The sequence below is a fragment of the Lactobacillus intestinalis genome, from assembly GCF_024397795.1.
GTDB lineage: Bacteria > Bacillota > Bacilli > Lactobacillales > Lactobacillaceae > Lactobacillus > Lactobacillus intestinalis.
Genome location: NZ_CP072985.1, coordinates 254872 through 279497 on the forward strand (window position 1 = coordinate 254872; position 24626 = coordinate 279497).

Sequence of the window (24626 nt, forward strand, 5' to 3'; positions counted from 1 at the left end):
ATTACTTGATTGGACATGCGCCACTTGCGCAATCGCTTTGGTCGACAAGTTCTAAGCCTTTGATATCATCATTTTCTGCTTCAAAGAATGCCTCTACATCTCCAGTGATTTGTTTTTTACGTTCCAGATAAATATCTTTGCTAATAGGTTGCTTGGGAGCTTGCTTTAAACTGCCCCCATAATATGGCAAAAGCGACGTAGACTTAATTATGTGACGATATTGATGAAGTAGAGGGGCGATTTGCTTGCTTTCATCGTCTTGGAAAGTAACCGTGCATGAAACCGCATTGTCAGACCAATAAGTTTGTAAAAATGCTTGTGTAGCAAATTGTTCAGCAATGGAAACAGTCCCAGCAGAAGCAAAATTTTTACTATCAGCGTTAGCTGCTTTAATAGGGAAGTCAACTACAATCGTATGATCCGTGTAAATGTCGGGCTCAGTATGGTAGCCGCATGCGCGAAGAGCAGGTAAGAGGGGATCCGATTCTTGGAACCGAATTCGTTGGATTAAATAACCGGAGTAGTGGAAGTGCATCCCTTCAGAAACACCTGCTAATTTTGCGACCGTTCCGGATGGCTTGACAGTAGTGTGTTTAATTGAAGGATTACAGTGAAGTTCCTGGCTGTATTTTCTATCAGCTTCCACGACTGCCTGATAAAGTTGATCAACTACTTTTATCCCCTTGGGATCATAAATTGCCTTCTTAATCTTTTCTCCTGTAGCTGGATCTTCTACATCCTTAAACCCGATTACTACTCGATGACCTAAATCATTTAAAAGCCAGTCTTGAATTCCAGACATTGACACCCCAATGCGCCGATTTTTGTTGATGGCATTCCGAGAAACTTCCCAATCATAATGACTAAAAGTAACCCGTTTTGTGTAGCGAGCAGCTAGTGCAAAGGCTTCTTTTAAGTCCCAACCTTGTTTTTCGGCAATAAATGGGAAAACTTCAAATAAATTACATGGCTCACCGTTGGATAGAGAAATTTCCCCACAAGGATTGGTTCCTTCTACTTCATTATCAATGCCTGGTTGATAGCCATCTACAATTCTTCCATAATTTCGTGATAATTCAAGATTAACCACTCCTGGTTCACCATTATGTAAAATGCCGTCGGCAATTGGATCATAATCTTTAAATTTAGAATTGATAGCTACACTATTGTTAGAAGCCCAGCGGTGATGGTAAAGTTTTTCTTTATCTTGCTTCATTTTGATAAAGTCTTGATTATCGCTAGAGCCCAGGGCAAGTTCTGCAGATCTGCGAACGTTCCCAGCCACAACAGTCTTACCGATCAAATTACAGATATCAGTAGCATCAACTGCGGTTAAATTCTTCCCTGCTCGATTATTAAGTACTTGATTAATGTCAAAAAACATTTCAACAAGTGGCATCGGGCCCGAAGCAGTTCCGCCAAAACCGTGAATTTTAGCGCCATAAGGACGAATATTGCTAATGTCTAAAACTAGTTTTTTCTTATTTTCGGGGTTGGTCGCATTAAAGTGCATATCAATCAAACGTGCATTAGCTAAAACCCAACCTTCACGGGTATCAGGCAATTTATAGTAAACATAATCTTGATCTTTTTCATGGCCTTTTTTCCATTCATCAAGATCAATAGCCCCTTTTTCTAGAGAAGGAGAGTAAGATTTACTATTTTTATCAATTACCACACTTAAATCAACTTCTTGATCTACTGTTGGGATTTGATTAATGTTACTGTCAACAACAGAAAAGCCTACGCCGCCACCTTTCATTAATTGATCGAAAGTAAAGGAAAATGGCATTGATACTGCAAGCTGATCTTTTTTAAGGTAATCTGGAGAAATATGACTATCGCCATATTTTTGCGGACGAATAGCGATAAACCAGCAATTATTTAAAGAATCACCGTTGCGCTTTTGATAGTCAGTCCCCGAAATCCAAAGATTTCTTCCGGAAGGAGTTGCGGATAAACCATAAACTAACTTAAAAAGCTGTTGAGCCTCGTTAGTAAGTTCTTTAACAATTTGTGGAGTAGGATGCTTTAGCCGAGGATCAAGATTAATATTACCTTCAATCACCCGTTTTACCGTTTCATCCCAATTTTCTGAGCGATTTTTATCATCTAGCCACCGAGCGTAGGTTCTCTTATAAGTTACCCAGCCAAGTTCGCCCCAGTGAGGCCTAATTTCTTTTTTTACTTGATTAATAAAGTCAGAATCAAGTGTAATTACTCTCTTATCAAGCATCATGTAAGTTTCCTTTCTTTAATTAAAAATCCGCTCATAAATACATCATCTATGTGACAATAACGAGAATACCACAAGATGTTGTGTTATTAAAACTGTATGAAACTAGTAAAAACTAAAATAAGTGGGTCTAATTAATGAGTGAGTAAGAGAGAAAAAAATAAAATATTTTTTAGGTAAAGAAAAAAGCATTACTTTCAAATAATGCTTTTTCATTTCTAAATTAATGTTGCTCCAAGTGAATTCTTGAAGTGATCTAATGCCCATTCTTGTCCATGTTCGGTGAAAGTTGCGACCCCTTTAGTAGGGATAGTAATGTGATAATTGAGATTGTAAGCAGCGATAGCTGTGTGCAAAACGCAGATATCGGTGCAGACACCTGTAATATAAAGATCATCAATTCGACGCTCACGTAAGTAATTATCTAGATTGGTGTTTTGGAAAGAGGAGTAACGATTTTTATTAAACTTATAAATCTTGTCACCATCTTGATGTTCTAAATACCAAGTTTTTAACTTACCATAAAGTTCTTGACCTGGGGTTCCTACAATATTGTGAGGAGGGAAGAGTTTATATTCAGGACTAAATTTATCTCTTGTATGACCATCCGTCGGAAAGATAACATAGTCTCCATTTTTGTAAAATTTGTCAGCAAGATTTACCAAATAGTCTTCTAAGTCTTGCGCAACTTTGCCACAAGTAAGAGAGCCATCTGATGCTACAAAATCGTTGGTATAGTCAATGATCAACAATGCTTTTGTCATAATTTTTCTCCTTTAAACTTTTACTAGTTAATTTATCAAAAAACTATGCTATCTTAAAGATCTAGGAACAATTTTAAGGAGAATTTTATGGATTCAGATTTAGAGAAAATGCTTGCTGGTCAGCCTCACAATCCAGTAAGTCCAGTTTTGAGCCAGATGTCTCAATTAGCACATCGCTTGTGTCGTGATTATAGTTTACATACTGAAACAGATAAAGTAGAGAGGGATGCAATTTTAGATAAGCTTTTTCCGGATCATAAGGATGGCATTTATATTCAAGGCTCCGTTAATGTAGACTATGGTAACTTTATGCATATAGGGAAATAATTTTTCGCGAACTTTAATTTTACTGTTTTAGATAGAGCTTCGGTGACGATCAGTGATAATATGTAATGTGTGGGCCTAATGTGACTTTAGCAACACCCATTCATCCGCTTTTACCAAGTCAATGAAATCCTCATCAGCAAGCTGATGGTTCACAAGCTGCTTTAGAATGCAGTTGGGGTACCCACTAAAGTTATTCGCAAAATCACGGAAGAGGATCGTTTAGACAATTATCCGTATTAATTTGAATTTTATCCTAAAAATATATTAACTATTTCTCAACTTTTGTTATAATAAAGATGCCATGGCACAGGGCGTTAAATACTGGGCCAAGGTGAAGATGGTAAAAGAGGACAAGATTGATTATTAGAAGTAAGTAGGAGTGATGACCTATTTACTGATCAATCGCAGGCTTATGTATGGTAGAAGATGCATATAGTAAAGAAATAGAAGTTAGGCGATAGGCTTAACTTCTATTTTTTTAGTAGAAACGAGGATAAAAATGAGTTCATATTTTCAAATTCAATGGCGTGACGATGAACTAGATAATTATAGTAGCGACAAGCTTTACTACATTTGGAATGTGCTAAAAGACGCGGTTCCTGTTGAATTAAAGCAAGAGCTTGGCAGAGTAAAATGGTTAAAAATTGAAAAACAACGCCAAGAAAGCGTTGAGAAAATTAAAAATATTCTCAATAGTCGCCCAGACAAATATGAAGTAAGAAAGGTTTGGCTTGATCTGCATCCAAAAGAAGCTGATACAGCTAAAACTGAAGGAGTGGAATTGGAAGAGATTGCCAATAAGTTTCCTCAAATGAGTAAGCAGCTGGGAGCTTTTATCGAACTTGAAAATATTGAAATTAAATATTTTGAACTAGATGGAACTCCAAAATACGAATTGGCAGATTTCAAAGATCTTTTTCCCGAGAATTTTACTTCTGTTGGTTTTAGGAATCTTGGAATTACGGAAGAACAGTTTTTGAAATTATATCCGGATGTTAAAGCAGCGGAACTAGAAAGATTTTTAGAGTTAATGGGTTGTGAACTTGAAAAAGAAGATGGCCTAGAGCTGATTCCTTATCGGTTTGCTGTAAACGCTAAAAGGATTCTGGTAGATGGCGATCGGCTGAGTTTAAGAAGATAATTCAAATAATTACCCAAATAAGAGCTAAGGTTGTATATTGAAAGAGTAGGCATTAAACCTACGCACCTATAAGTTTAATGGTTATGCTAAATGCTATGGAAAGAACTTACTGAGGAATCAGTGAGTTCTTTTTGCTTTACTCAATTTTTCCATCATCTTAACCGCATATTCAGCTGATTTTTTAACGGTAAGTTTTTTAGCAAATTTCCGATACTGACGACTGTTTTCTTTTAGTGATTGAGGATGGGTAAACCAATAATCAATTTTTTGTGCTAAATCTTGACTATCTAGAATAGGAAATTTATTGTATTTAGTCAAGGCATAACTAGCAGTTGATGAAAGTGGGCCATCGGCAATAATCGGTACCAAACCGGCACTGAATGCCTCCATGCATGACATTCCTTCAATTTCTACATCTACACAATGAATAACTAAATCTGACTTTTGCATTAATTTTAAAAGATCTTGTTGGGAATAGAATTGCATTTTAACCGGATTAGTTAGTTCTTGATTTAGTTTTTGATATTTGGCTTTAAGTGGGCCTTGACCTGCTAAAACAACTTGAAACTGATCTTGATATTTAGATAATTTTAGGGCTTTGAATAAAGTTTCTTGTCGCTTCTCATGAGAAAATCTGCCGATGCATAAAATTGTAAAGGGATGGCCCACTTCAGTTTTATGAGGATTGTCGATAAATTTTTTAGCGATTCCATTGCTGTTGACATAAAGCATTTGCTTAAAATGGTGTTTTTGTAGCCAGTTTTTAACTTTGGGAGTGGGACATTGAAGAGCATCGCATTTTTTAAAAGCGATTTGCCGAAAAGCAAGCATAAAGATCCAATTCCAAAAGCGATTATTAAATAAAGGGATAGAAGCAGTCATATTTTTTGGATAAATATGAAATGTACCAATGATCGGTTTATGTTGATGATGAGCAATTCTGCTTACGCTCCAACATAATGGGAAAGGTGTTTCGATTAAGACCACATCGCTCCAAGAGACAGCCTTTTTGATTTCATTTTTAATAGGCCATGCTAAATGAAAACCCTCTTTTTGAATAAGTTTATTGAAAAAGGGCACACTTAATCTCGGCATTGCATAATCGGGAGTTCCATTGATATTTCGAGAAATTATCCGTACATCATGTCCCATTTTTTTGAATTCTTTAACAAAGCGTTGAGTTGATATACACATTCCATTACTTTGATTAAAGTAATCATCAATAGCAATTAAAATTCGCATAAATAACACCTTCTTTGACTAATATTATTATATCAAATTATATGCAAACTCATTGATTTTATACTTGATTTTTTATTTTAAAAGTGTATAATACTTAGTCATTGTATTTAAGAAAGGACATGGTATTCGGATGAAGTTAATAAAAATAAAAATCCTGACAATTATCAGTGGCTTGCTAACTTTAAACGGGTTAGCCATGTTATTCTCAGGATTAGTTATTCAAATGAGTGAAACCAGAGACTTTTCAGAAGTGCATAGTGCTCTCAATAGTGCGTTTTATACTAATGCATTAATTTTTGCAGGTCTCATGATCATGATTGGTTTTGGGTTACTATTCTTTAATAGTTGGGCTCGTTTGAAAAATAAACATAGTAAATTAGTTAAATTTGCATAAATATATATTATTTCAAAGTCAAATTATTGATTTAATTTGACTTTTTTTGTTACAATTTTTGTAAACGTATACATAAATTAATATATAGGAATTATAACTATGAAATTAAGAAAAAATGCAGATACTTTAAAACAAGTAACTGATTTAATAGAATATGCCTTTTTAAAAAACGATGATTTAACCCAAAATAATACCTTTATGAGTCGCTATTTACATAGTGCAGATTATGGAATTATGAATGGTGATAAATTAGAGAGTTATTTGATGGTGACGCCCTTTCAGAGCCATATATTTTCGAAAAGTATACAAATGGCTGGAATAGGATATGTGGCTTCATATCCAGAATATCGCGGGCAAGGTGGAATTTCTAAATTATTTAAAGAAGTTTTTCATGATTTACATGAACAAAACATCCCTTTATCAAATTTAGCACCGTTTTCTGAAAATTTTTATCGACAGTATGGATATGAAAATACTATCTATCAAAAAGTTTATTCTTTTGATAAAAATGCACTTAAGGGTTTTAAGATGCCAAAAAAGCGCAAACTTTTAAGAGGAAAATGGAATGATTTGGAAATTCAAAATTATGTAGTTCAACTTTATGAAGCTCAACTTCATACTAAGGCCGAACGCAATACTGTGGTGCGGCCGCAATGGTGGTGGAATCGCATCAATGAATATTATCCTTATCGCAATATAGTGATAAGTTTGGATGAAAATGAGCGTCCAAGAGGATATATGGTTTATAGAATTTATAACAGTACTTTTCATGTTGAGGAAATGTATTATCTAGACAGAAACAGTGCTAAGGACCTTTTAGCCTTTATGGCAAGTCATATCTCTTCTAGATTAAAGTTTAAGGTTATCATGCCAACAAATGGATTATTGGAAGATGTATTTCCTGAACAACAATTTTTAAATATTACCCTTGTCTCTTATATGATGAGCCGAATCATTGATTTTAAGAAAATCATGTCTTGTATGCAATTGAATCGATTAGGAACTTTTAATATTGAAGTTACTGATGATCAACTTTGTCCCTGGAATAATGGAGTATGGGAAATAGAAGATTATGAAGGGACCCTATTATGTAACAAGGTTGAGGGAGATCCTGATTACAGCGCAAGTATTAATAATTGGAGTAAAATTCTATTAGGAGAATTAACTTTATCGCGTGCTATTGAAGCTGGAGATGTACATTGTAATAGAAATCAACGTATAGAATTTAAAAAGGGAAAAATATCATTTTATGACTACTTTTAATAAAAACTGCAAGGCATATTAAGTGAATTTTGAAACCTTTTTTACTATAATAATAAGTAAGCAAAGGTTACGAAAGAGGTGTTAATATTATGAGTAAAGCTTTAAAGATTTTTGGAATCAGTGCGATTGTTGTCGGTGCTCTTGGTGCAGCTGCTGCAGTTACTAAAGTTGTACTTGATAAGTTAGCTAGCGACACAACAGATTCTGATTCTGACACACAAACTTCTGATGACACAAAGACTGATTTCCCTAAGAATGTTGTTAATGATTCTCAAGCAGAACTTATGACTTCTGAACTTAAGGATGATGATAAAACAGCTGAAAAAAATCCGAAGGTAAACAGTGATAGTTTACCAAAGCCAAAACAAGCTGTTTAGTTTTATTATTAATAGTCGAAAAGAGCACGCTCACGTGCTCTTTTTTTGTGGATATTATTAATAAATCATATATCACTAATATTATAGATACTACAAGCTCTATGCTTTAATGAGAAGAATTTGTTATAATTAACACAGTGATAGATAAGTGGATGGCTGGTTATTATGATGAAAAAGAAAAAAGAATACATTTGGTGTTTAATAGAATTTCCCGATGGGAGAAAAGAATGGTATTGCGTAAGCAAACTGCTTCGACAAGCTTTATTTTTAGAAAAGAAGATCAATAGGTATTGGAAAAATACTTTAATAGGATGCTATATTAATGTTTCTACTACTGAATATAGTCATGATCATCAAACGCGTTTAACGGTGGGAAGAGTAGAGAAGATCAAAATTTTATCTTATCGATCGCATGATTGGCATTGGACGCGTAATCAATTTGTCACTCCTAATCATTTGATGGATTTTGATAGTGCTTATAATTACTTAAAACATGATTATTCATGGTACAACAAATTTGCAATTTGGGTCGCTCTACGTTATTGGCACAATCTTCTGCTTCAAAATAAAATTAAATTAATGAAAAAGAATCTCCATAGGAAAATGTGGAAGCTTCATAAATTTATTGAATATAAGAATATTGTTACTAAATCAATAGACAATAAAAAATAATTTTTATAATTAAAAGCACACCTACAAATTTTGTAAGTGTGCTTTTTTAAAGAAAGTTGAAACTATGTGAGTAACTAAAAAGTATTGTTACTCCAAATGTATTAATGATTATATGAATAATAAAGTAATAAGAATAACTGGGCATTTCTTTGGGAGAGAAATGCTAATGAGAAACGAAGCTATCGATTGATAACTTCGTTTATTATTATACCACTAAAATATGAAAGCGATTATATAATTTAAGCCTTATTATTAAATTTATTTTCTTTTTAGTGCTATTCTATATATAGAGTCAATTATTGTGTTGGCAAAAAAAGAAAGGAAATTTAATATGAAAAAAGTAGGTATTATTGGCGCCTCAGGTATGGCAGGCAGTGCTATTTATAAATTGGCAGAAAAAAATCCAAATATTGATGTAGTAGGTATTGTTCGTCATGAAAAAAAGGCTCGTGAAGTTTTAGGTAAAGATGCCAATTTAATTGTTGGAGATATTTTTGATATGCCTGACAGCATGTTGGAACACTTCGATGTGATCATCGATGCTTTTAATACAACTCCTGAAAATGCGGAAGAACATACTAAGCTTGCTAAGAAGTTAATGACTTTAGCTCAAAGAAACGATATTAGAGTAATCTTTATTCTTGGAGCTGGTAGTTTGCACACAGGAGAAGATAAACACCTTGTAGTTGATGATATCAAGAAGATGCCAGGTTCAGAACGTTGGGCAAATACCCCAATTCAACAACTTCACGAATTAGAATACATCCACCAAGTAGATGAAGAAGATAAGAATGAAGATGCTGATTGGCTAGGAATTTCTCCATCAATGGATTTTGTTGATGGTCCCGCAACTGATTACATTACAGGCAAAGATGAGCTTTTATATAACGACAAGGGTGAATCTAAGTTAAATTCTGGTACAATGGCAAAATTTTTAATTAAGGAAATTCTTGATCCTGTACACCATCGTGAAAGAATTACAATTGCTAACGAATAATTTTTTGTTGACATATATAAAATTAGCAGTTATAGTATGCTTATCAAAAATAAGCAAAGGAGATGAAGAACATGTTGGCACGTACTAATAAAATGCAAAATAGAGAATGTTGTTGCACTAGCTGCAGTTTATTTGTCGTGCTCAATGTGCAATGCGTCTCGTAAATAATTATTCTGAAACTTAATCAGACTAGTTTAAATGAGCTCTATTCCATGTGGAGTACAGCTCATTTTTTGCTTTAAAGAAGAAAAGGAGAAAGTTTATGTTGAAGTTTAAATCCGTGCTAGCAAGTGCTGTTACTATTTCTGCTGCTTTGGTGCTTGCTGCCTGCGGAAAGTCTAGTGACCACGCTAATTCAAGTAGTGCTAAAACTTTAAATTTAAGTACTACTGCGCCGCTAGACACAATTGATATCAGTAAATCAACTGGATATGGTCAAACTGGAAATGTATTTGAAAGTTTTTATCGATTAGGGGAAAATGGTAAGCCGACTGCTGGACTTGCTAAATCTGGGACAGTTTCAAAAGATGGACGTACGTGGACTTTTAAATTAAGAAACGCTAAATGGTCCAACGGCGATCCAATTACTGCGCAAGACTTTGTTTATTCATGGAGAAGAAGTTTAAATCCTAAGACTGCATCCCCATATGCCTACCTATTCAGTGGCGTTAAAAATGCAGATGAAATTATTGCAAATAAGAAGAAAGCTTCTAGCTTAGGAATTTCTGCCCCAAATAAAGATACCGTTGTAGTTAAACTTAACCGTCCAATTGCTTACTTTAAAGTTTTGATGGCTTATCCCTTATTTGGACCACAAAATGAAAAGGTAGTTAAGAAATATGGTAAAAAGTATGCCACTAAGGCGCAATATCAAGTTTACTCAGGTCCATTCAAGATTAAGGGTTGGAATGGCACTAACGATACCTGGTCCTTTGTAAAGAACAACAATTACTGGGACAAGAAAGTTGTAAAGCTTAATAAGATTAATTATGAAGTTGTAAAATCAAACAACACTGGCTATCAAATGTACCAACAAGGTAAGCTCGATTTAACTCCACTTTCAAGTGAACAAGTTAAAAATTTGAAGAGTAATAAGGATTTCACTTCATACCCATATTCATTAGTTAGATTCTTAATGTACAACTTCAAGTCTAAGAATCCAACTAATAATAAAGCCCTTAATAACCGTAATATTAGATTAGCATTGTCTTTATCAATTGATAGAGATATTGTTACTAAGAAAGTATTAGGAAACGGTTCAACTTTGCCAACTGGTTTTGTAGCAAATGATTTAGCCTCTGATCCAAAAACTGGCGTTGATTTTGCGAAACAACAAAAGGTAAAGAATACCGTTGATTACAACCCAACTTTAGCTAAGAAGTATTGGAAGAAAGGAATGCAAGAAATCGGGGCTAAGAAGCTAACATTTGATCTTCTTTCATCAAACGACGAATCTGATAGTGATCAGTTGACTCAATATTTGCAATCACAATGGACTAAAGAACTTAAAGGCTTGAAAGTCAATGTAACTAATGTGCCAGATAAATCTACCACTAGTCGTGCACAAAATGGGGATTTTGATATTTACTTATCCCACTGGGGTGGAGACTTTAACGATCCAATGACTTTCATGCAAATTCCTATGACTGGCACTTCATATAACTATGGTAAGTGGTCAAATTCTAAATATAACAACCTAGTTAAAACAGCGGGCAATCAGGATGCAAATGATGCTAATAAGCGTTGGAGTGATCTCGTTACTGCAGCAAAGATCGTTAACCGCGAACAAGCTATTACTCCAATTTATCAACAAACTACCGCATATCTCCAAAACAAGCGAGTACATGGTGTGATTCATAATACCGCAGGTACTCAATGGAACTACAAGTATACATCTGTAGATAATAAATAATTCTACGTAAAAAGTACGTAAAATATTCTAGTAAAGAAGATGGATTTAAATTCATCTTCTTTTTTTATCAAAAATTTTATTGACTAATTTCTATAGACAGGATTATTATTAAAAAGTCAAAAAATGAAGGAGTAAAAAAGGGGATTATGAAAAAAATTACTAAATTTGGTATAAGTTTAATTGTAGGTGTGGAGATGCTCTCCAGTGTAGCTATTTCTTCTCGCACTGTAGATGCTGCAAGTAACAAGATGATTTTTAAAAATAATAGTTTCATCTATACTAGTAATTTAAAACGAACTAATGCATATAAAACTCAAAACGGTGTGCGCTATGTAACTCGTACTTATGTTGCTGGTACTACTGTAACACCATCGGGAACACGTACAATTAATGGTAAACAATATTACCAAGTAGGTAATAATAAGTACGTGCGTGCAAGTAATTTAAGATCTCTGCAAGATTTCTTTGTAAGTGGAGATGGCTGGTACTTGTCAGATGTTGATAATTTATATAACGATGATGGTAGTATTAATCAAGGTGCTATAGATACTACAGTTCAAAATTATAACAATGATACCAGTATGTACTGGGTAGATGATTCACGTAGCACCAATAAACTTATTAAGTCCGCACGTAAATTGATTGGTTATTTCCATTATGGCAGTCATGCTGGCTTTGGTAATTGGAAAAAGCCAAACAAGAACGGTACAACTGATTGTTCAGGATTTGTTTGGCTTGCAATGAAGCGTGCAGGTTATCCCGTAGGCAATTGGCCATTTACTACTAAAGATATGGAAAATGATGCGCGCGGTGCCCAGCACTATTTGAAGCAAATTCCAGCTTCTCAAGCTAGAATGGGTGATGTGATGATTGTCAACACTGGTAATGGTTTATATCAAAACGGTCATGCGGCAATTGTTGATGGTCCTTATGAAGGCTTGAATACGCAAATTATTCAAATGGGTGGAGATAGCTCTAGCCAATCAGTTCATCGTTGGACGCTTGGGTCATCTTTGAGTGAAAAACTACTTAAAGGTAAATTTACTTATGCTCGCCCAGTTAAAAGATAAATAAAAGCATCCCTTTAAGGGATGCTTTTTAATATTGTAAAGATACACAAAAAGACGATAAGTGGTGGGAAACACTTATCGTCAAAGAAATTTAATAATAAGAAGGCTGAATCATTAATGATTCCACTAAATATTGTAACAATAGTTAAATAACAATTCAAATATTTTTTGCTTAAATTAAGCTTTTTGTTAATTCTGTAGGTATAACACTAAATTTTTCACTAGAAAAATCATATGCAACTTTAAATAAGCCGTTCTTTTTAAATAGTGCTAATTTATTAACTAAATCATAAATATTATTAGTTTTTTGAAGGGCTATTGTAAGTGAATCTTCTTGATTTTTAGCCAATAAACTTGCTAGCTCTTTATTCCTATTAAATATATTTTCAGCAATGCTTTTATTCATTTTTACAGTAACTAAATTAATGTATTCCATCATGATTAAAAGAGTTTCTTCATTAATAACATCATCTGGAGAGACAGCAGATTGAATTAAATCTTTACTATGATATTTTTGGTTAATTTGATAGATTAATGCAAACTCTAGGGCTGTCATCTCTGTAGGCTTTTTCTTAAATGAAAGAGTAGCAGCTCTATAAAAGTTATCAATTTTTTTAATATCTATTGACATAAATGGTTAAATCTTCTTTCTAAAAAATAATCTCTTCTAATAATTACATGTTTAGCAAAAAAGATCAATCATCGATAACAATGAACTTACCGAGTCATTATATTTTAAATTACTTTCACATGATGATAGGATAAAGTCGATTAATGAAATAATAAGGGTGTTATAGATCAATTTATAGCATGGTCTTTTATAGATGGAGGTTATGGTTTTTATGTTATCTAGAAAAAATATAAATGAGAAATTAAAGCGGCTAGAGCAACAGAAGCAAAGATTTTCAATTCGTAAACTAACTATTGGAGCCGCTTCAGTATTAATTGGATTAGTATTTTTTGGAATGGGGAGTCAATCGGTTCATGCAGATACAATTACATCCCCTCAAGTTGTAAACAATACTGAAGTAAAAGCTACACAACCTTCTACTAATAAAACTTCTTCCAATGTTCCTAAAGAAGCTCCTAAAACTTCTACTCCCGAAGTAACTAACAAGGCGCAAGAAGCTGCCATTTTGACTGGTAATCAAAAAAAATTTCAACCTTCAACACCAGTCAAAGCTGCAACTCCTAACTCACAGCAAGTAACTTCTACTTCAGCTTCTAAAGTTCAAGTGGCAGCAACTACTAATACTACAAATACGCCTGCAGTACAAGCGAACGTTTCTCAAACAACAGAACATGTTGCAAATGAAACCGAACTTCAAAATGCTTTAAACAATACTAATATTAATAATATCGTTTTAGATGGCAACATTACCAATAATAGCAACTCCACATTTAGTTTAAATAATGGAACCGCTCGGCAATTAACCATTTCTGGTAAACAAAGTGATGGTACTAATGCTAGTTGGAACACTGGCAGTGGTTATGTCTATCTTGGAAGTGGAACTGAAAGCAATAATAAGCAATGGGATATTTCGTTTGAAGATATAGATATCACTTCTACTAATAGTAATGGTTGGAGTCCAGTAAGCTTAGACAATGGTGTCACTGGTAATATTAGTTTTAATAATGTTACTAACGGAGGAAATGGTGTCTTAGTTTATGCCCCTAGTGCTAATGTCACTGTTCAAAATACTAGTTCAAAGCCCGCATCTAGTGCTACGGATCCTAATATTACCGCCAATAACGTAAATATAGGTGACAATGTAAATTTGGTCACTACCCAAAACAACTATAATGATGGAAATGTTTACGCAAATAGAAATATTACTGTCACTGGTAAAAATATCAGCTTAAATTCTCAAGCGGATAGTAGTGGTAGCACATCCGATGCAGCTACTAATCTTTATGCAGGTGGCAATATTGACTTCAAGACTGGAAGCGATACAATTTTAACCGCTGCTAGTTCTCAAAGCAATAATGTTAACAATTTGAACATTAATGGCACTTTAACAGTTGAAAAAGATGCAAATGTAGTAGTAAATTCAAATGTAACTGCAAATAATGTTTCAACTCCAACTGGATTTAACAGCTATAGTTTTCCAAGTGGCTGCAGCAGTATTACTTTAGTTAATAATGGAGCTGTAATTGATGGTAATTTAACTATTAATGCCACTGCAGTGCCAAATTCCAGTGGTGTAGTAGCAGGGATTGGCGTCCAAGGCAATCCTTCAAATGCGGCTGATGTAATTATTGGCTCAACTGGTAAATATGTTGTTAATGCTACTAATTCACGTGATACTCGCGGTATCTTCTATTGTGCTGATAACCACACTGTAGGATTAGCCGAAGGTGCTCAAGCTCAATTTAACATGGGTCATGGTGTTTCAAATGCTATCTTTAGAGCTGACAATGTAATCCTTAAGCCAAGCGCTTCAATTAACATCACCACTTATCAAGATAATAACGGCAATTCCAATAACGGTATTCAATCTGACGGTGCAGGAGATCACTCGGGTCCTATTGTAGTTGGTTGGAGTCCTACAGGATCTGCAGATAATTCAAGTTTTGTAAATAATAATACCCACGCTACTATTGAAATAGATAAAGACGCAAATTTAACTATTATTCGTAAAACTGATAGTAATTCTAAGCAAGCTAACAGTCCATTAATTGACTTTGGATCAAATGGTAGTAATGGATTTAGTATGAACTTGACTATGAATGGCGGAAGAATGGATCTCGAAGATGCATTACAAATGGATAGTCATAGTGGTACTCCACTTGATGGTTCTGCTAGTTATTTAGGTAGCGAAAAAGAAATCTTCCCAATGGGAATGATAGTAATGTTTGGTACTAGTTCGAGTGATTACGTTAAAATTACCGATCCTGAATTATTTAAGATGGTGAGAACTGGCGCACAAAAAGGGATGTTATTCCGTCTTGAAGGTACCACTAACTCGATTAACGTCGCTTCAAGTGATGGTGAAGCTATTCCGCTTGATTATGCTACAGTTGGTGGCGTAAAGTACTCTAATGGAAAAGTTTCAACAAATACTGCCTATAAATGGAATATTACAAATCTTAATACAGTAAATAAGATGGGGAACTGGGCTGCAAATTATAATAATAAAGGCGGCTCCACATCTGACGCACCAGATTCTTAGTCTGAAGGGGTTCCATTTGGTGAAGCTCAGGCAAGTGTAACTTTTGCTCCAGTTGCTCTTTCTGATGAACCAAGTGATTTATCTACTCCAGCTGATTTTAATAATTACTTTAACTGGTGGAGTGCTTCAAATGTAGCAATGGGAAGCGATCTTATTCCTGATGCGGATAAGAATGATCCAAAAGGCGGCACAATTACTGTAAATGAAAATGCAGTTTTGACTCCTGCTGATGCGGAGCAGGCAATTACTAATAAGGCTGATTTAACCAATGTCTCTACCTACACTTGGGATAAAAATGATACTCCAAGTACCGCAAAGCCAGGAACTTTTGATGGTAAAGTAATTGTAACTTATGCAGATAAATCAGAAGATGTTGTCCCCGTTAAAGTTATTGTTAAGAGCTTAGCGGACGAATATACCCCTGAAGGCCAAACTGTTAACGTAAAGAAGGGCCAAACTCCAAATCCAGAGGAAGGCATCAAGAATACTAATGAATTGCCAAAAGGCACCAAGTATACTTGGAAAGATACTCCTGATACTTCAACAGTTGGCACTAAATCAGCTACTATTGTTGTAACTTACCCAGATGGCTCAAAGGACGAAGTTCCTGTTAAAGTTGTGGTCACAGATAACAGCCAACCTTCTGAAAAGCCAGATTCAGAGAAGTATGAACCAGAAGGTCAAACTGTTAACGTAAAGAAGGGCCAAACTCCTAACGCTGAAGAAGGCATCAAGAATAGTAATGACATGCCAAAAGGCACTAAATACACTTGGAAGACTACTCCTGATACTTCAACAGTTGGCACTAAATCAGCTACTATTGTTGTAACTTACCCAGACGGCTCAAAGGACGAAGTTCCTGTTAAGGTTGTGGTCACAGATAACAGCCAACCTTCTGAAAAGCCAGATTCAGAAAAATATGAACCAGAAGGTCAAACTGTTAACGTAAAGAAGGGCCAAACTCCTAACGCTGAAGAAGGCATCAAGAATAGTAATGACATGCCAAAAGGCACTAAGTACACTTGGAAGACCACTCCTAATACTTCAACAGTTGGCACTAAATCAGCTACTATCGTTGTAACTTACCCAGATGGCTCAAAGGATGAAGTTCCTGTTAAGGTTGTGGTCACCGATAACAGCCAACCTTCTGAAAAGCCAGATTCAGAAAAGTATGAACCAGAAGGTCAAACTGTCAATGTAAAGAAGGGCCAAACTCCAAATCCAGAGGAAGGTATCAAGAATACTAATGAATTGCCAAAGGGTACTAAATACACTTGGAAGACCACTCCTAATACTTCAACAGTTGGCACTAAATCAGCTACTATCGTTGTAACTTACCCAGATGGCTCAAAGGATGAAGTTCCTGTTAAGGTTGTGGTCACAGATAACAGCCAACCTTCTGAAAAGCCAGATTCAGAAAAGTATGAACCAGAAGGTCAAACTGTTAACGTAAAGAAGGGCCAAACTCCAAATCCAGAAGAAGGCATTAAGAATACTAATGAATTGCCAAAAGGCACCAAGTATACTTGGAAAGATACTCCTGATACTTCAACAGTTGGCACTAAGTCAGCTACTATCGTTGTAACTTATCCAGACGGCTCAAAGGACGAAGTTCCTGTTAAAGTTGTGGTCACAGATAACAGCCAACCTTCTGAAAAGCCAGATTCAGAAAAATATGAACCAGAAGGTCAAACTGTTAACGTAAAGAAGGGCCAAACTCCAAATCCAGAGGAAGGCATCAAGAATACTAATGAATTGCCAAAAGGCACCAAGTATACTTGGAAAGATACTCCTGATACTTCAACAGTTGGTACTAAGTCAGCTACTATTGTTGTAACTTATCCAGATGGCTCAAAGGACGAAGTTCCTGTTAAAGTTGTGGTCACAGATAACAGCCAACCTTCTGAAAAGCCAGATTCAGAAAAGTATGAACCAGAAGGCCAAACTGTCAATGTAAAGAAGGGCCAAACTCCAAATCCAGAGGAAGGTATCAAGAATACTAATGAATTGCCAAAAGGCACCAAGTATACTTGGAAAGATACTCCTAATACTTCAACAGTTGGCACTAAATCAGCTACTATTGTTGTAACTTATCCAGACGGCTCAAAGGACGAAGTTCCTGTTAAAGTTGTCGTTACAAAAGACGAGACTCAACCGGTTACCCCAATCACACCTGAACAACCTAATACTCCAGAAAATCCAACGAATACTACAAAAGTTATTGAACCAACAAATCCAGATGATCCTAACCAAAAAGATTTATTCAAACATGTAACAAGAACAATAATCATTAAGGAACCTGGTAAGAAGGCTAAGAAGATTACTCAAACTGCTACATTTACGAGAAATAAGACTATTAATACAGCTACAGGGGAAGTAATTTCTTACGGAAATTGGACTCCATCTACAAGAACCTTAGATAAAGTAACCACTCCAAACGTAAAGGGTTACACTAAACATATAGACGGCGATTTGAATACTATTGAAGTTTCACCAACTTCTGCCGATACTGTTGTTAAGGTCACATATACTCGTAAGCCAAAGGCTACTGAGCAAAACCCTACTAACACTAATCATTCAACTCACACTAAACGTGTAAATACCTTTACTCATGAGAGCAACAAGATTAGCCATAGCAATAATGGTTTTGATTATAACAACGGTCCAAAAGCTATTACCATTCCAGTTAATAATAGAAGTACTGATCAAATTATTAATCGGCTTAGAAATAACGGTTATCAAGTAACAGTTAATGCTAATGGTGAAATTACTTCGATTATCAAAGTAAATGAAAATAAAGTTTATAATTACACGATTTCTCTAAAAGGAAAATTAATCCTTACTTCTATTACATCATTAGAAAATTCTTCTAAAGCTAATAATAGCATGAGTAATTCACTATCAACTTCACAAAATGGTAAGGAAAGTCAATCTACTTCGATGAAGGAATTACCACAAACGGGAAGCAAAGATGATGATTTAGCTTCTATTGGTCTTGCGATGGCAACTATTAGTGGCTTGTTAGGATTGATTGTAGATCGGAAACGCAAACAACAGTAAATTATAAGCTGACTTAGAATAAATTATGTTAACTAAATAACCAAGTATTCCAATAAAATACTTGGTTATTTTTATATGCTGAGATCGCCATTCTACGGTCAAGTTCCTGCAATAAGCTTATAACTTAATAATTAAAGCCACTAGAATTACAATTCTTGATTTTTGCTGTTTTCAGCTTGAAATACTAGTGCTATTTCTTACAAATAACACTAGGTAATGCATTTAAAAGCCTTGTTATATCAACGTTTTAAGTGGTTGATAAAATTTAATAGTGTTATAATTATAGATATATAATAAATAGCACTAGATATACTTTAGTGAAATTATTAATTGAAAAAGGTGGAATTTTCGAAATGAAGCAAATTGTAAAACCGATTAAAGATTCTTGGGTACTTTCTGCAGTTCAACAATCTTTAAAAGAAGATTTTAAGACGGGACAACGCAATTACACAATCTTTCAAGTTGGTAAAGCAACCCTCTTACGAGTAAGTGATGTGTTACGGCTAAAAAAATCAGACGTTTATGATGAGCGTGGTCGTGTAAAACGAAATGCTTATATTATCGATAAAAAAACTAGAAAGCCAAATACTTTATATCTTAAGCCAGTTGAACGTGACTTAGAAGACTACTTTGACTGGCTAAAAAAGTATCAGCAAGAAAATCCAACTGATCCTGTATTTTTTAGCGAATGGCTATTTCCTTCATTTACTCATCCCGATAAACATATTGATGAAAAACGTTATTACATGATCATGCACAAGGTGGGTGAAAAATTGAATATTAATTATCTTGGCACCCATACTATGCGAAAAACAGGTGCTTATCGTGTCTATCAACAAACTAACCATAATATTGCCCTAGTCATGAAACTACTAAATCATTCTTCTGAAGAAATGACTTTGGCCTATTTAGGTTTAGATCAAGATACTCGGGAACACATTTTAGATACAATAGATTTTGGATAATTTAAAATATATAACTTGTTTCAAACGATGTTAATTCAGTTTTATTATTTATATAAAAATAATGTTTAACACATAAAATATTTTTATAAGATGGTTTTTATTAAAAATATAAAATTATAATTAAAAAACAGTTGACTATTAATTAAAACATGATATTATTATTTCCAACAAGTAAATCATTTAGCTTTGATAAGAAAAGTAACATAAAATGAAGTTTGCAGAGAGTCTTCATATTGGTGAAAGAAGATAACTAAATTTTATTGCGAAAATCACCTTTGAGCTGAATATGCGATATTAGCATATTCAGGGGCCGCCCTATATAGCGGCGACGTATCGTCCACTTTTTAGTGGGCCGCACGTGCAGAGATCAGCTTTTTTGCTGATGAATATAGGTGGTACCGCGTAGAAGAAACGCCCTATTAGGTCAATTAGATCTAGTAGGGCGTTTTTGTTTTATCTAAGCTAAAAGTATAGAAATGGAGAGATTTTATGAAAAAGTGGGTAAAATTATTCGGTGGTATGGCTACAACTGCTGTAGCAGTAGGAATGTCAGCATGTTCCAATTCGTCAACGCAGGCGAAATATGACAAAACATTGTCATGGATGACAACATCTGAAATTCAAACTTTAGATCAAAATAAAATGGTTGATACAACCAGTGGAGAGCAAGGAGTCAATGTATTTGAAGGACTTAATCGATTGGATGATCAAGGGAATATTCGGCCAGCTGTTGCTAAAAAATCCATCCCTAGTAAAGATGGAAAAACTTGGACTTTTACCTTAAGAAAAAATGCCAAATGGTCTAACGGGGATCCAGTGACAGCAGACGATTTCGTTTATAGTTTGCAAAGAACCTTAGACCCTAAAACGCATTCCCAGCAGCAAAATATTTACCAAGCTGTTAAAAATGCTAATGAAGTGGCCGCTGGAAAAGCTTCTCCGGCCAAGCTGGGAGTAGAGGCTAAAGATAAACATACTTTAGTGGTGCACCTTAAAAATCCAGTCCCATACTTTAAAACGATGACCGCTTCAAACTGGAATCCAGTTAACGAAAGAGTCGCAAAGAAATATGGAAAAAAGTATGGAACTGCTTCAAAGTATATGGTTTACAATGGCCCTTATATCCATACTGGCTGGACCGGATCTAATTTATCATGGAAATTGAAGAAGAATAATTATTACTGGGATAAGAAAAACGTTAAGCTCAACACTGTTAACTACAGTGTGCAAAAAACACCGTCAACTGACTACAATCTTTATCAATCTAAAAAGTTAGATGGTGCATATTTAGATGCGTCCGCCTCAAAGCAGCTGAAGCACCAAGCCGGCTATCGCGTATTTAGTGCTGATCAAACAGAATATTTAACTTATAGTTTAACTAATAACAAAGATTTAGCTAATGTAAATTTACGGCGCGCTATTTCTATGGCTCTAAATCGTAAAGCCTTAGCTAAAACAGTTGGCCCTGCCAATACCGTAGCTACTACTTTTACTGGTCCAGAAGAAACTGTTGGGAGTACAAACTTTAATAAATATTTTGCTAAAACTAATGCGACTAGTAAATACACCAATTTTAATAAGAAGGAAGCACAAGTTCTCTTTAATCAAGCGTTAAAGGAATTAAAGAAGCCCAAAGTGGAGTTTACTTTGGGTGGAGATGACGACGATGTGTCTAAAAAGGTGATGGAATATCTTCAAAGCCAGCTGGAAAGCACCTTTGGTAAACAGATGGTAGTAAATGTTAGATCGATGCCTAAAACCACCAGAGTAAGTAATATGCTCAATGGTAAATATGATGTTGATCTTACCGGATTAATTACAGACTATACTGATCCAAATTCAATGTTGGGTAGTATGACAACTGGTGAAAATTACAACTTTGGTAAATGGTCAAATAAGAAATTTGATAGATATATAAATGCTTCAAATAAAGAGATGAATACTCAAAAGAGATTGGAAGACTTAACTAAGGCTGAAGAAGTCCTTGATAGTCAACAACCTCTAACTCCACTTTATCACGAAGGACAAGCATGGATGGTAAGACCGAATATTCATAAGCTGGGCTTTACAAGCGGTAGTTTTAATTTCCGTAACACATATGTTACTCAATAAAGAAGTAAATTATGACTTTGAGCTTAAATAATTATGGATTTATATTTAGATTATATAAAACGTAATAAACAATAATTCAAAAAATAATAATTTATATTTTAATTATAATTTTCACATCAATATTTTTAAATATTGATGTGTTTTTATGTTTTAATAAATAAATTCAAGTCTTTTGCAAGTGCAAATTCTAGACAAGTATATGTTTTTTATCTACAGTAATAATAAAAGGGAGATATTATTATGGACACAGAACAGTTTTGCTATACTAAAAATAATTTTGAAATTTCAAATACTCCAACTTTTGTAAAAGATTCTAGTAAAGATCTCAAACATATAAAGAAACAGATTAAGGATAATGTCAAACATCTAAAGAAAGCTCAATCTAAAATGTTTGCACGTCACGAATACAGCATTTTAATTGTGCTCCAGGGGATGGATGCTTCCGGAAAAGATAGTATGATTAAGCATATCCTTTCTGGAGTAAGTCCGAGTGGTTGCAATGTAGTTAGCTTTAAACAACCCACGGAAGAGGAAAAACTTCATGACTATATGTGGCGTGTAAATCGCAAATTACCTCCACGTGGCCATATTGGTGTATTTAATCGCTCTTATTATGAAGATGTAGTGGTTACCCGCGTTCATCCTCAAATCATCTTGAATGATTATTTGCCAAATATCCATTCTTTATCAGATATTAATGAAGAGTTCTTTGAAAATCGCTATACAAATATCAGAAACTATGAAAACTATTTGACTCAAAACGGATATGTCATTCTCAAGTTTTTCCTCCATATTTCTAAAGCTGAGCAAAAGAGACGTTTTTTAGCACGGATTGATACTCCACGAAAGAATTGGAAATTATCCGCATCAGATATCAAAGAGCGTCAATATTGGAACAAGTATCAAGCTGTTTATCAAAAAGCCATCAATGCTACGGCTACTAAAGAAAACCCTTGGTATGTTATCCCATCTGATGATAAATGGTATTCACGCTTAATTGTGTCAAACATTTTAACTAAACGAGTTAATAAGATGCCATTAGCTTATCCTACTTTGACAGCTATGCAAAAGAAAGATTTGGTTTTGGCAAAGCAATTTTTAGAAGATGAAGATAAATATTAACTTAGTACTATAAAAAATTGACCTTAGAATATCTAAGATCAATTTTTTGCTCTTAAAAGGAGAAAAGATGAAACGAATATTAGTAATTGGCTCACCAGGAGCCGGGAAGAGTACTTTCTCAAGAAAATTACATAACAAATTTGATTTGCCGCTTTTTTATTTAGATAATCTGTTTTGGAAAGCAGATAAGACAACAATTCCACCTAAAATGTTAAATAAACAAATTAGGTCTATCTTGAAACAACCTCAATGGATAATAGACGGTAACTACAGTCAATATCTTTTAGATGAACGATTGGATGCTTGCGATACAGTCTTTTTTCTAGACTATGATGTAGAAACATGTTTACAAGGGGTACGAGATAGAATAAGAAAAAAGCGTCCTGATCTACCGTGGATTGAACAAGAAGAGGATCCCGAATTTATGGAATATATTCGCCAATTTCCTTTGACTAAACGCCCACAGATAATTGAGACTTTAAGTAAACATCCTCAAATTAATCAATACCAGTTTAAAAATCGTAAGTACGCAAGTGATTTTTTAAATCAGTATAAGGGGTAAAACATGATATTATAAATATAGAATTCATCTAGAAGGGGATGCACTTATGTCGACAATTATTTTAAGACTTTTACATAATGCGAATATATCTATTGAAGAGATTTCTAAAAAAAGTCACATACCTCTCGATGCCTTGGTAAATGCGACTGAAGAACCTATTGAGTTCTGGACTATTAGAGAATTAAATGCGTTTGCAGAAAGCTTGAAAATTAAACCTAGTGAACTATTGGAAGAATTACAGCCTTCAACTTATATACTCGACATTAATGACGATACTCAAACTATCCAAGGAGTTAATATATCTAATCTTGAAAATTATTATACGATTAGAGCTGTAGTCGAAGCTGAACATTTAGAAGGTTGGAATCCTGTTGCAGCTGATATTACATACTTAAATAACCAATTTGTTAATCCTGATTCTGAATTTATAAAAGACGTTGAAAGTGCATTAAATGAATATGATGTCAACACAGAAGAACAATGAATACTATGTAAAGAAGTTTTTATATCCAAATGGCACATTAAAGAATAAGCTAAATATAAGAGATAAAGAAAAATTACAAAATATAGAATATATTGGAAGTGCCGCTAGAGCAGTGGTCTTACTCAAAAATAAGCCTAAGATCAAGACGATTAAAGAACTCCAATTTGTTCATAAAGCAATGTTTGGTTGGCTTTATCCTTGGGCTGGCCAAATTCGTGATTATAATTTATCGAAAGATAACTATCAATTTTTGGAAGGAGATAGGCAAGAGTTTGGTATTCAGAATATCAACGAATTGCTAAAGAAAAAGAGCAAATTAACTCATTTAACTAATCTGGACTATGCTGAACTCCTTGACGAAATCAATTATCTGCATCCCTTTAGAGAAGGGAATGGTCGCTCATCTAAGGTATTTTTACAATGTTTAGCAGCAAATCACGGACAAGTAATTGACTTCCCACGAAAAAATGATGAAATGATTGCTGCTCAAAATACTGCAGATATTGAAAAAATTTCTAAATTGATACGTATTCAAAATTTATATAGTCGTAAAGCTGCCTTTGGTCAATTAGAATCTATTCAAACAGATAATGAGCCACATAAGGATTAAGTATACCTATCCTGGTTTATTTTTTAAAACAAGAATTTTAATCAAACATGTTTTAGGGCTCCCCTTGACCCTACAGATCCCGATTATTACAACTAAAAAACATCCCTCTAGCTGGACAAATTATCCAAGTTAGAGGGATGTTT

Annotated in this window: 21 protein-coding genes and 1 other annotated feature; of the genes, 17 read left to right on the plus strand and 4 right to left on the minus strand. The window is 34.4% G+C overall.

What is annotated here, in order from left to right:
- Nucleotide 1: 1 nt before the first annotated feature.
- Both nrdJ and KBW87_RS09305 read right to left on the minus strand, forming a co-directional pair.
- Nucleotides 2-2236 carry a ribonucleoside-triphosphate reductase, adenosylcobalamin-dependent gene (gene nrdJ / locus KBW87_RS09300; RefSeq protein WP_057811540.1) on the minus strand — a complete coding sequence of 745 codons (2235 nt, stop codon included), beginning with the start codon at nucleotides 2234-2236 and terminating at the stop codon, nucleotides 2-4.
- A gap of 218 nt (nucleotides 2237-2454) precedes the next feature.
- Complete coding sequence (locus KBW87_RS09305; protein ID WP_057811318.1) at nucleotides 2455-3000, minus strand: cysteine hydrolase family protein; 546 nt, start codon at nucleotides 2998-3000, stop codon at nucleotides 2455-2457.
- A gap of 87 nt (nucleotides 3001-3087) precedes the next feature.
- On the opposite strand from KBW87_RS09305, the gene KBW87_RS09690 reads away from it, so the two are divergent.
- On the plus strand, nucleotides 3088-3327 hold the full coding sequence (locus KBW87_RS09690) for a maltose acetyltransferase domain-containing protein (protein WP_057811316.1): 240 nt from the start codon (nucleotides 3088-3090) through the stop codon (nucleotides 3325-3327).
- A 499-nt stretch (nucleotides 3328-3826) separates the two neighbouring features.
- Nucleotides 3827-4468, plus strand: coding sequence for a hypothetical protein (locus tag KBW87_RS09315; RefSeq protein ID WP_057811314.1), 642 nt, complete (start codon nucleotides 3827-3829; stop codon nucleotides 4466-4468).
- A 117-nt stretch (nucleotides 4469-4585) separates the two neighbouring features.
- Here KBW87_RS09315 and KBW87_RS09320 read toward each other — a convergent pair whose 3' ends face one another.
- Entirely contained in the window at nucleotides 4586-5710 is a 1125-nt protein-coding gene (locus KBW87_RS09320) for a glycosyltransferase (protein ID WP_057811312.1), read from the minus strand.
- Between the two features lie 130 nt (nucleotides 5711-5840).
- Here KBW87_RS09320 and KBW87_RS09325 point away from each other — a divergent pair, with 130 nt between their 5' ends.
- The 7 genes from KBW87_RS09325 (at nucleotide 5841) to KBW87_RS09355 (ending at nucleotide 12395) form a co-directional block, all read left to right on the plus strand.
- Nucleotides 5841-6104, plus strand: a complete 264-nt coding sequence (locus KBW87_RS09325; RefSeq protein WP_057811310.1) for a hypothetical protein — start codon at nucleotides 5841-5843, stop codon at nucleotides 6102-6104.
- Between the two features lie 99 nt (nucleotides 6105-6203).
- The gene (locus KBW87_RS09330) at nucleotides 6204-7367 is read left to right on the plus strand and encodes a GNAT family N-acetyltransferase (protein WP_057811308.1); all 1164 of its coding nucleotides are present in this window, start codon (nucleotides 6204-6206) and stop codon (nucleotides 7365-7367) included.
- 89 nt (nucleotides 7368-7456) lie between these two features.
- Nucleotides 7457-7744 carry a hypothetical protein gene (locus KBW87_RS09335; protein ID WP_057811306.1) on the plus strand — a complete coding sequence of 96 codons (288 nt, stop codon included), beginning with the start codon at nucleotides 7457-7459 and terminating at the stop codon, nucleotides 7742-7744.
- Nucleotides 7745-7909: 165 nt separating this feature from the next.
- Nucleotides 7910-8416 (plus strand): DUF7679 family protein, encoded by a 507-nt coding sequence (locus KBW87_RS09340; protein WP_338108170.1) that lies wholly within the window; start codon nucleotides 7910-7912, stop codon nucleotides 8414-8416.
- Nucleotides 8417-8747: 331 nt separating this feature from the next.
- Nucleotides 8748-9413, plus strand: a complete 666-nt coding sequence (locus KBW87_RS09345) for an NAD(P)-dependent oxidoreductase (RefSeq protein ID WP_057811304.1) — start codon at nucleotides 8748-8750, stop codon at nucleotides 9411-9413.
- A gap of 262 nt (nucleotides 9414-9675) precedes the next feature.
- On the plus strand, nucleotides 9676-11325 hold the full coding sequence (locus KBW87_RS09350) for a peptide ABC transporter substrate-binding protein (protein ID WP_057811302.1): 1650 nt from the start codon (nucleotides 9676-9678) through the stop codon (nucleotides 11323-11325).
- Between the two features lie 146 nt (nucleotides 11326-11471).
- Nucleotides 11472-12395, plus strand: coding sequence for an SLAP domain-containing protein (locus tag KBW87_RS09355; RefSeq protein ID WP_083478886.1), 924 nt, complete (start codon nucleotides 11472-11474; stop codon nucleotides 12393-12395).
- 172 nt (nucleotides 12396-12567) lie between these two features.
- Here the strand turns inward: KBW87_RS09355 and KBW87_RS09360 are convergent, their stop codons facing one another.
- Nucleotides 12568-13026: a hypothetical protein gene (locus KBW87_RS09360; RefSeq protein WP_057811300.1), complete on the minus strand. Its 459-nt coding sequence runs from the start codon at nucleotides 13024-13026 to the stop codon at nucleotides 12568-12570.
- Nucleotides 13027-13237: 211 nt separating this feature from the next.
- Between KBW87_RS09360 and KBW87_RS09365 the strand changes: the two genes are divergently transcribed.
- From KBW87_RS09365 to KBW87_RS09400, 8 genes are all read left to right on the plus strand, one after another.
- A complete protein-coding gene (locus KBW87_RS09365; protein WP_057811298.1) occupies nucleotides 13238-15568 on the plus strand; it encodes a pectate lyase-like adhesive domain-containing protein in 2331 nt (776 codons plus the stop codon).
- A gap of 138 nt (nucleotides 15569-15706) precedes the next feature.
- Nucleotides 15707-18628 (plus strand): Rib/alpha-like domain-containing protein, encoded by a 2922-nt coding sequence (locus KBW87_RS09370; RefSeq protein ID WP_255807351.1) that lies wholly within the window; start codon nucleotides 15707-15709, stop codon nucleotides 18626-18628.
- A gap of 353 nt (nucleotides 18629-18981) precedes the next feature.
- A complete protein-coding gene (locus KBW87_RS09375; protein WP_057810390.1) occupies nucleotides 18982-19593 on the plus strand; it encodes a tyrosine-type recombinase/integrase in 612 nt (203 codons plus the stop codon).
- 177 nt (nucleotides 19594-19770) lie between these two features.
- Nucleotides 19771-20015: a binding site (T-box leader), on the plus strand.
- A gap of 67 nt (nucleotides 20016-20082) precedes the next feature.
- Nucleotides 20083-21705: a peptide ABC transporter substrate-binding protein gene (locus KBW87_RS09380; protein ID WP_057810392.1), complete on the plus strand. Its 1623-nt coding sequence runs from the start codon at nucleotides 20083-20085 to the stop codon at nucleotides 21703-21705.
- Nucleotides 21706-21945: 240 nt separating this feature from the next.
- Nucleotides 21946-22827, plus strand: a complete 882-nt coding sequence (locus KBW87_RS09385) for a PPK2 family polyphosphate kinase (RefSeq protein WP_057810394.1) — start codon at nucleotides 21946-21948, stop codon at nucleotides 22825-22827.
- A 67-nt stretch (nucleotides 22828-22894) separates the two neighbouring features.
- Nucleotides 22895-23389 carry a P-loop NTPase family protein gene (locus KBW87_RS09390; protein ID WP_057810396.1) on the plus strand — a complete coding sequence of 165 codons (495 nt, stop codon included), beginning with the start codon at nucleotides 22895-22897 and terminating at the stop codon, nucleotides 23387-23389.
- A 46-nt stretch (nucleotides 23390-23435) separates the two neighbouring features.
- Nucleotides 23436-23873: a hypothetical protein gene (locus KBW87_RS09395; protein WP_057810398.1), complete on the plus strand. Its 438-nt coding sequence runs from the start codon at nucleotides 23436-23438 to the stop codon at nucleotides 23871-23873.
- Complete coding sequence (locus KBW87_RS09400) at nucleotides 23848-24483, plus strand: Fic/DOC family protein (protein ID WP_057810487.1); 636 nt, start codon at nucleotides 23848-23850, stop codon at nucleotides 24481-24483. Before KBW87_RS09395 ends, KBW87_RS09400 begins: the two co-directional genes overlap by 26 nt.
- The last annotated feature ends 143 nt before the right edge of the window (nucleotides 24484-24626 follow it).

Excerpts from the sequence above, each read along its gene's own strand:
- KBW87_RS09370 (WP_255807351.1), top strand. The coding sequence starts at position 15,707 with ATGGGAAGCGATCTTATTCCTGATGCGGATAAGAATGATCCAAAAGGC.
- KBW87_RS09315 (WP_057811314.1), top strand. The coding sequence starts at position 3,827 with ATGAGTTCATATTTTCAAATTCAATGGCGTGACGATGAACTAGATAAT.
- KBW87_RS09390 (WP_057810396.1), top strand. The coding sequence starts at position 22,895 with ATGAAACGAATATTAGTAATTGGCTCACCAGGAGCCGGGAAGAGTACT.
- KBW87_RS09385 (WP_057810394.1), top strand. The coding sequence starts at position 21,946 with ATGGACACAGAACAGTTTTGCTATACTAAAAATAATTTTGAAATTTCA.
- KBW87_RS09395 (WP_057810398.1), top strand. The coding sequence starts at position 23,436 with ATGTCGACAATTATTTTAAGACTTTTACATAATGCGAATATATCTATT.
- KBW87_RS09360 (WP_057811300.1), bottom strand. The coding sequence starts at position 13,026 with ATGTCAATAGATATTAAAAAAATTGATAACTTTTATAGAGCTGCTACT.
- KBW87_RS09320 (WP_057811312.1), bottom strand. The coding sequence starts at position 5,710 with ATGCGAATTTTAATTGCTATTGATGATTACTTTAATCAAAGTAATGGA.
- KBW87_RS09305 (WP_057811318.1), bottom strand. The coding sequence starts at position 3,000 with ATGACAAAAGCATTGTTGATCATTGACTATACCAACGATTTTGTAGCA.
- KBW87_RS09350 (WP_057811302.1), top strand. The coding sequence starts at position 9,676 with ATGTTGAAGTTTAAATCCGTGCTAGCAAGTGCTGTTACTATTTCTGCT.
- KBW87_RS09345 (WP_057811304.1), top strand. The coding sequence starts at position 8,748 with ATGAAAAAAGTAGGTATTATTGGCGCCTCAGGTATGGCAGGCAGTGCT.
- KBW87_RS09340 (WP_338108170.1), top strand. The coding sequence starts at position 7,910 with ATGATGAAAAAGAAAAAAGAATACATTTGGTGTTTAATAGAATTTCCC.
- nrdJ (WP_057811540.1), bottom strand. The coding sequence starts at position 2,236 with ATGCTTGATAAGAGAGTAATTACACTTGATTCTGACTTTATTAATCAA.
- KBW87_RS09400 (WP_057810487.1), top strand. The coding sequence starts at position 23,848 with ATGATGTCAACACAGAAGAACAATGAATACTATGTAAAGAAGTTTTTA.
- KBW87_RS09330 (WP_057811308.1), top strand. The coding sequence starts at position 6,204 with ATGAAATTAAGAAAAAATGCAGATACTTTAAAACAAGTAACTGATTTA.
- KBW87_RS09380 (WP_057810392.1), top strand. The coding sequence starts at position 20,083 with ATGAAAAAGTGGGTAAAATTATTCGGTGGTATGGCTACAACTGCTGTA.
- KBW87_RS09335 (WP_057811306.1), top strand. The coding sequence starts at position 7,457 with ATGAGTAAAGCTTTAAAGATTTTTGGAATCAGTGCGATTGTTGTCGGT.
- KBW87_RS09325 (WP_057811310.1), top strand. The coding sequence starts at position 5,841 with ATGAAGTTAATAAAAATAAAAATCCTGACAATTATCAGTGGCTTGCTA.
- KBW87_RS09375 (WP_057810390.1), top strand. The coding sequence starts at position 18,982 with ATGAAGCAAATTGTAAAACCGATTAAAGATTCTTGGGTACTTTCTGCA.
- KBW87_RS09355 (WP_083478886.1), top strand. The coding sequence starts at position 11,472 with ATGAAAAAAATTACTAAATTTGGTATAAGTTTAATTGTAGGTGTGGAG.
- KBW87_RS09365 (WP_057811298.1), top strand. The coding sequence starts at position 13,238 with ATGTTATCTAGAAAAAATATAAATGAGAAATTAAAGCGGCTAGAGCAA.
- KBW87_RS09690 (WP_057811316.1), top strand. The coding sequence starts at position 3,088 with ATGGATTCAGATTTAGAGAAAATGCTTGCTGGTCAGCCTCACAATCCA.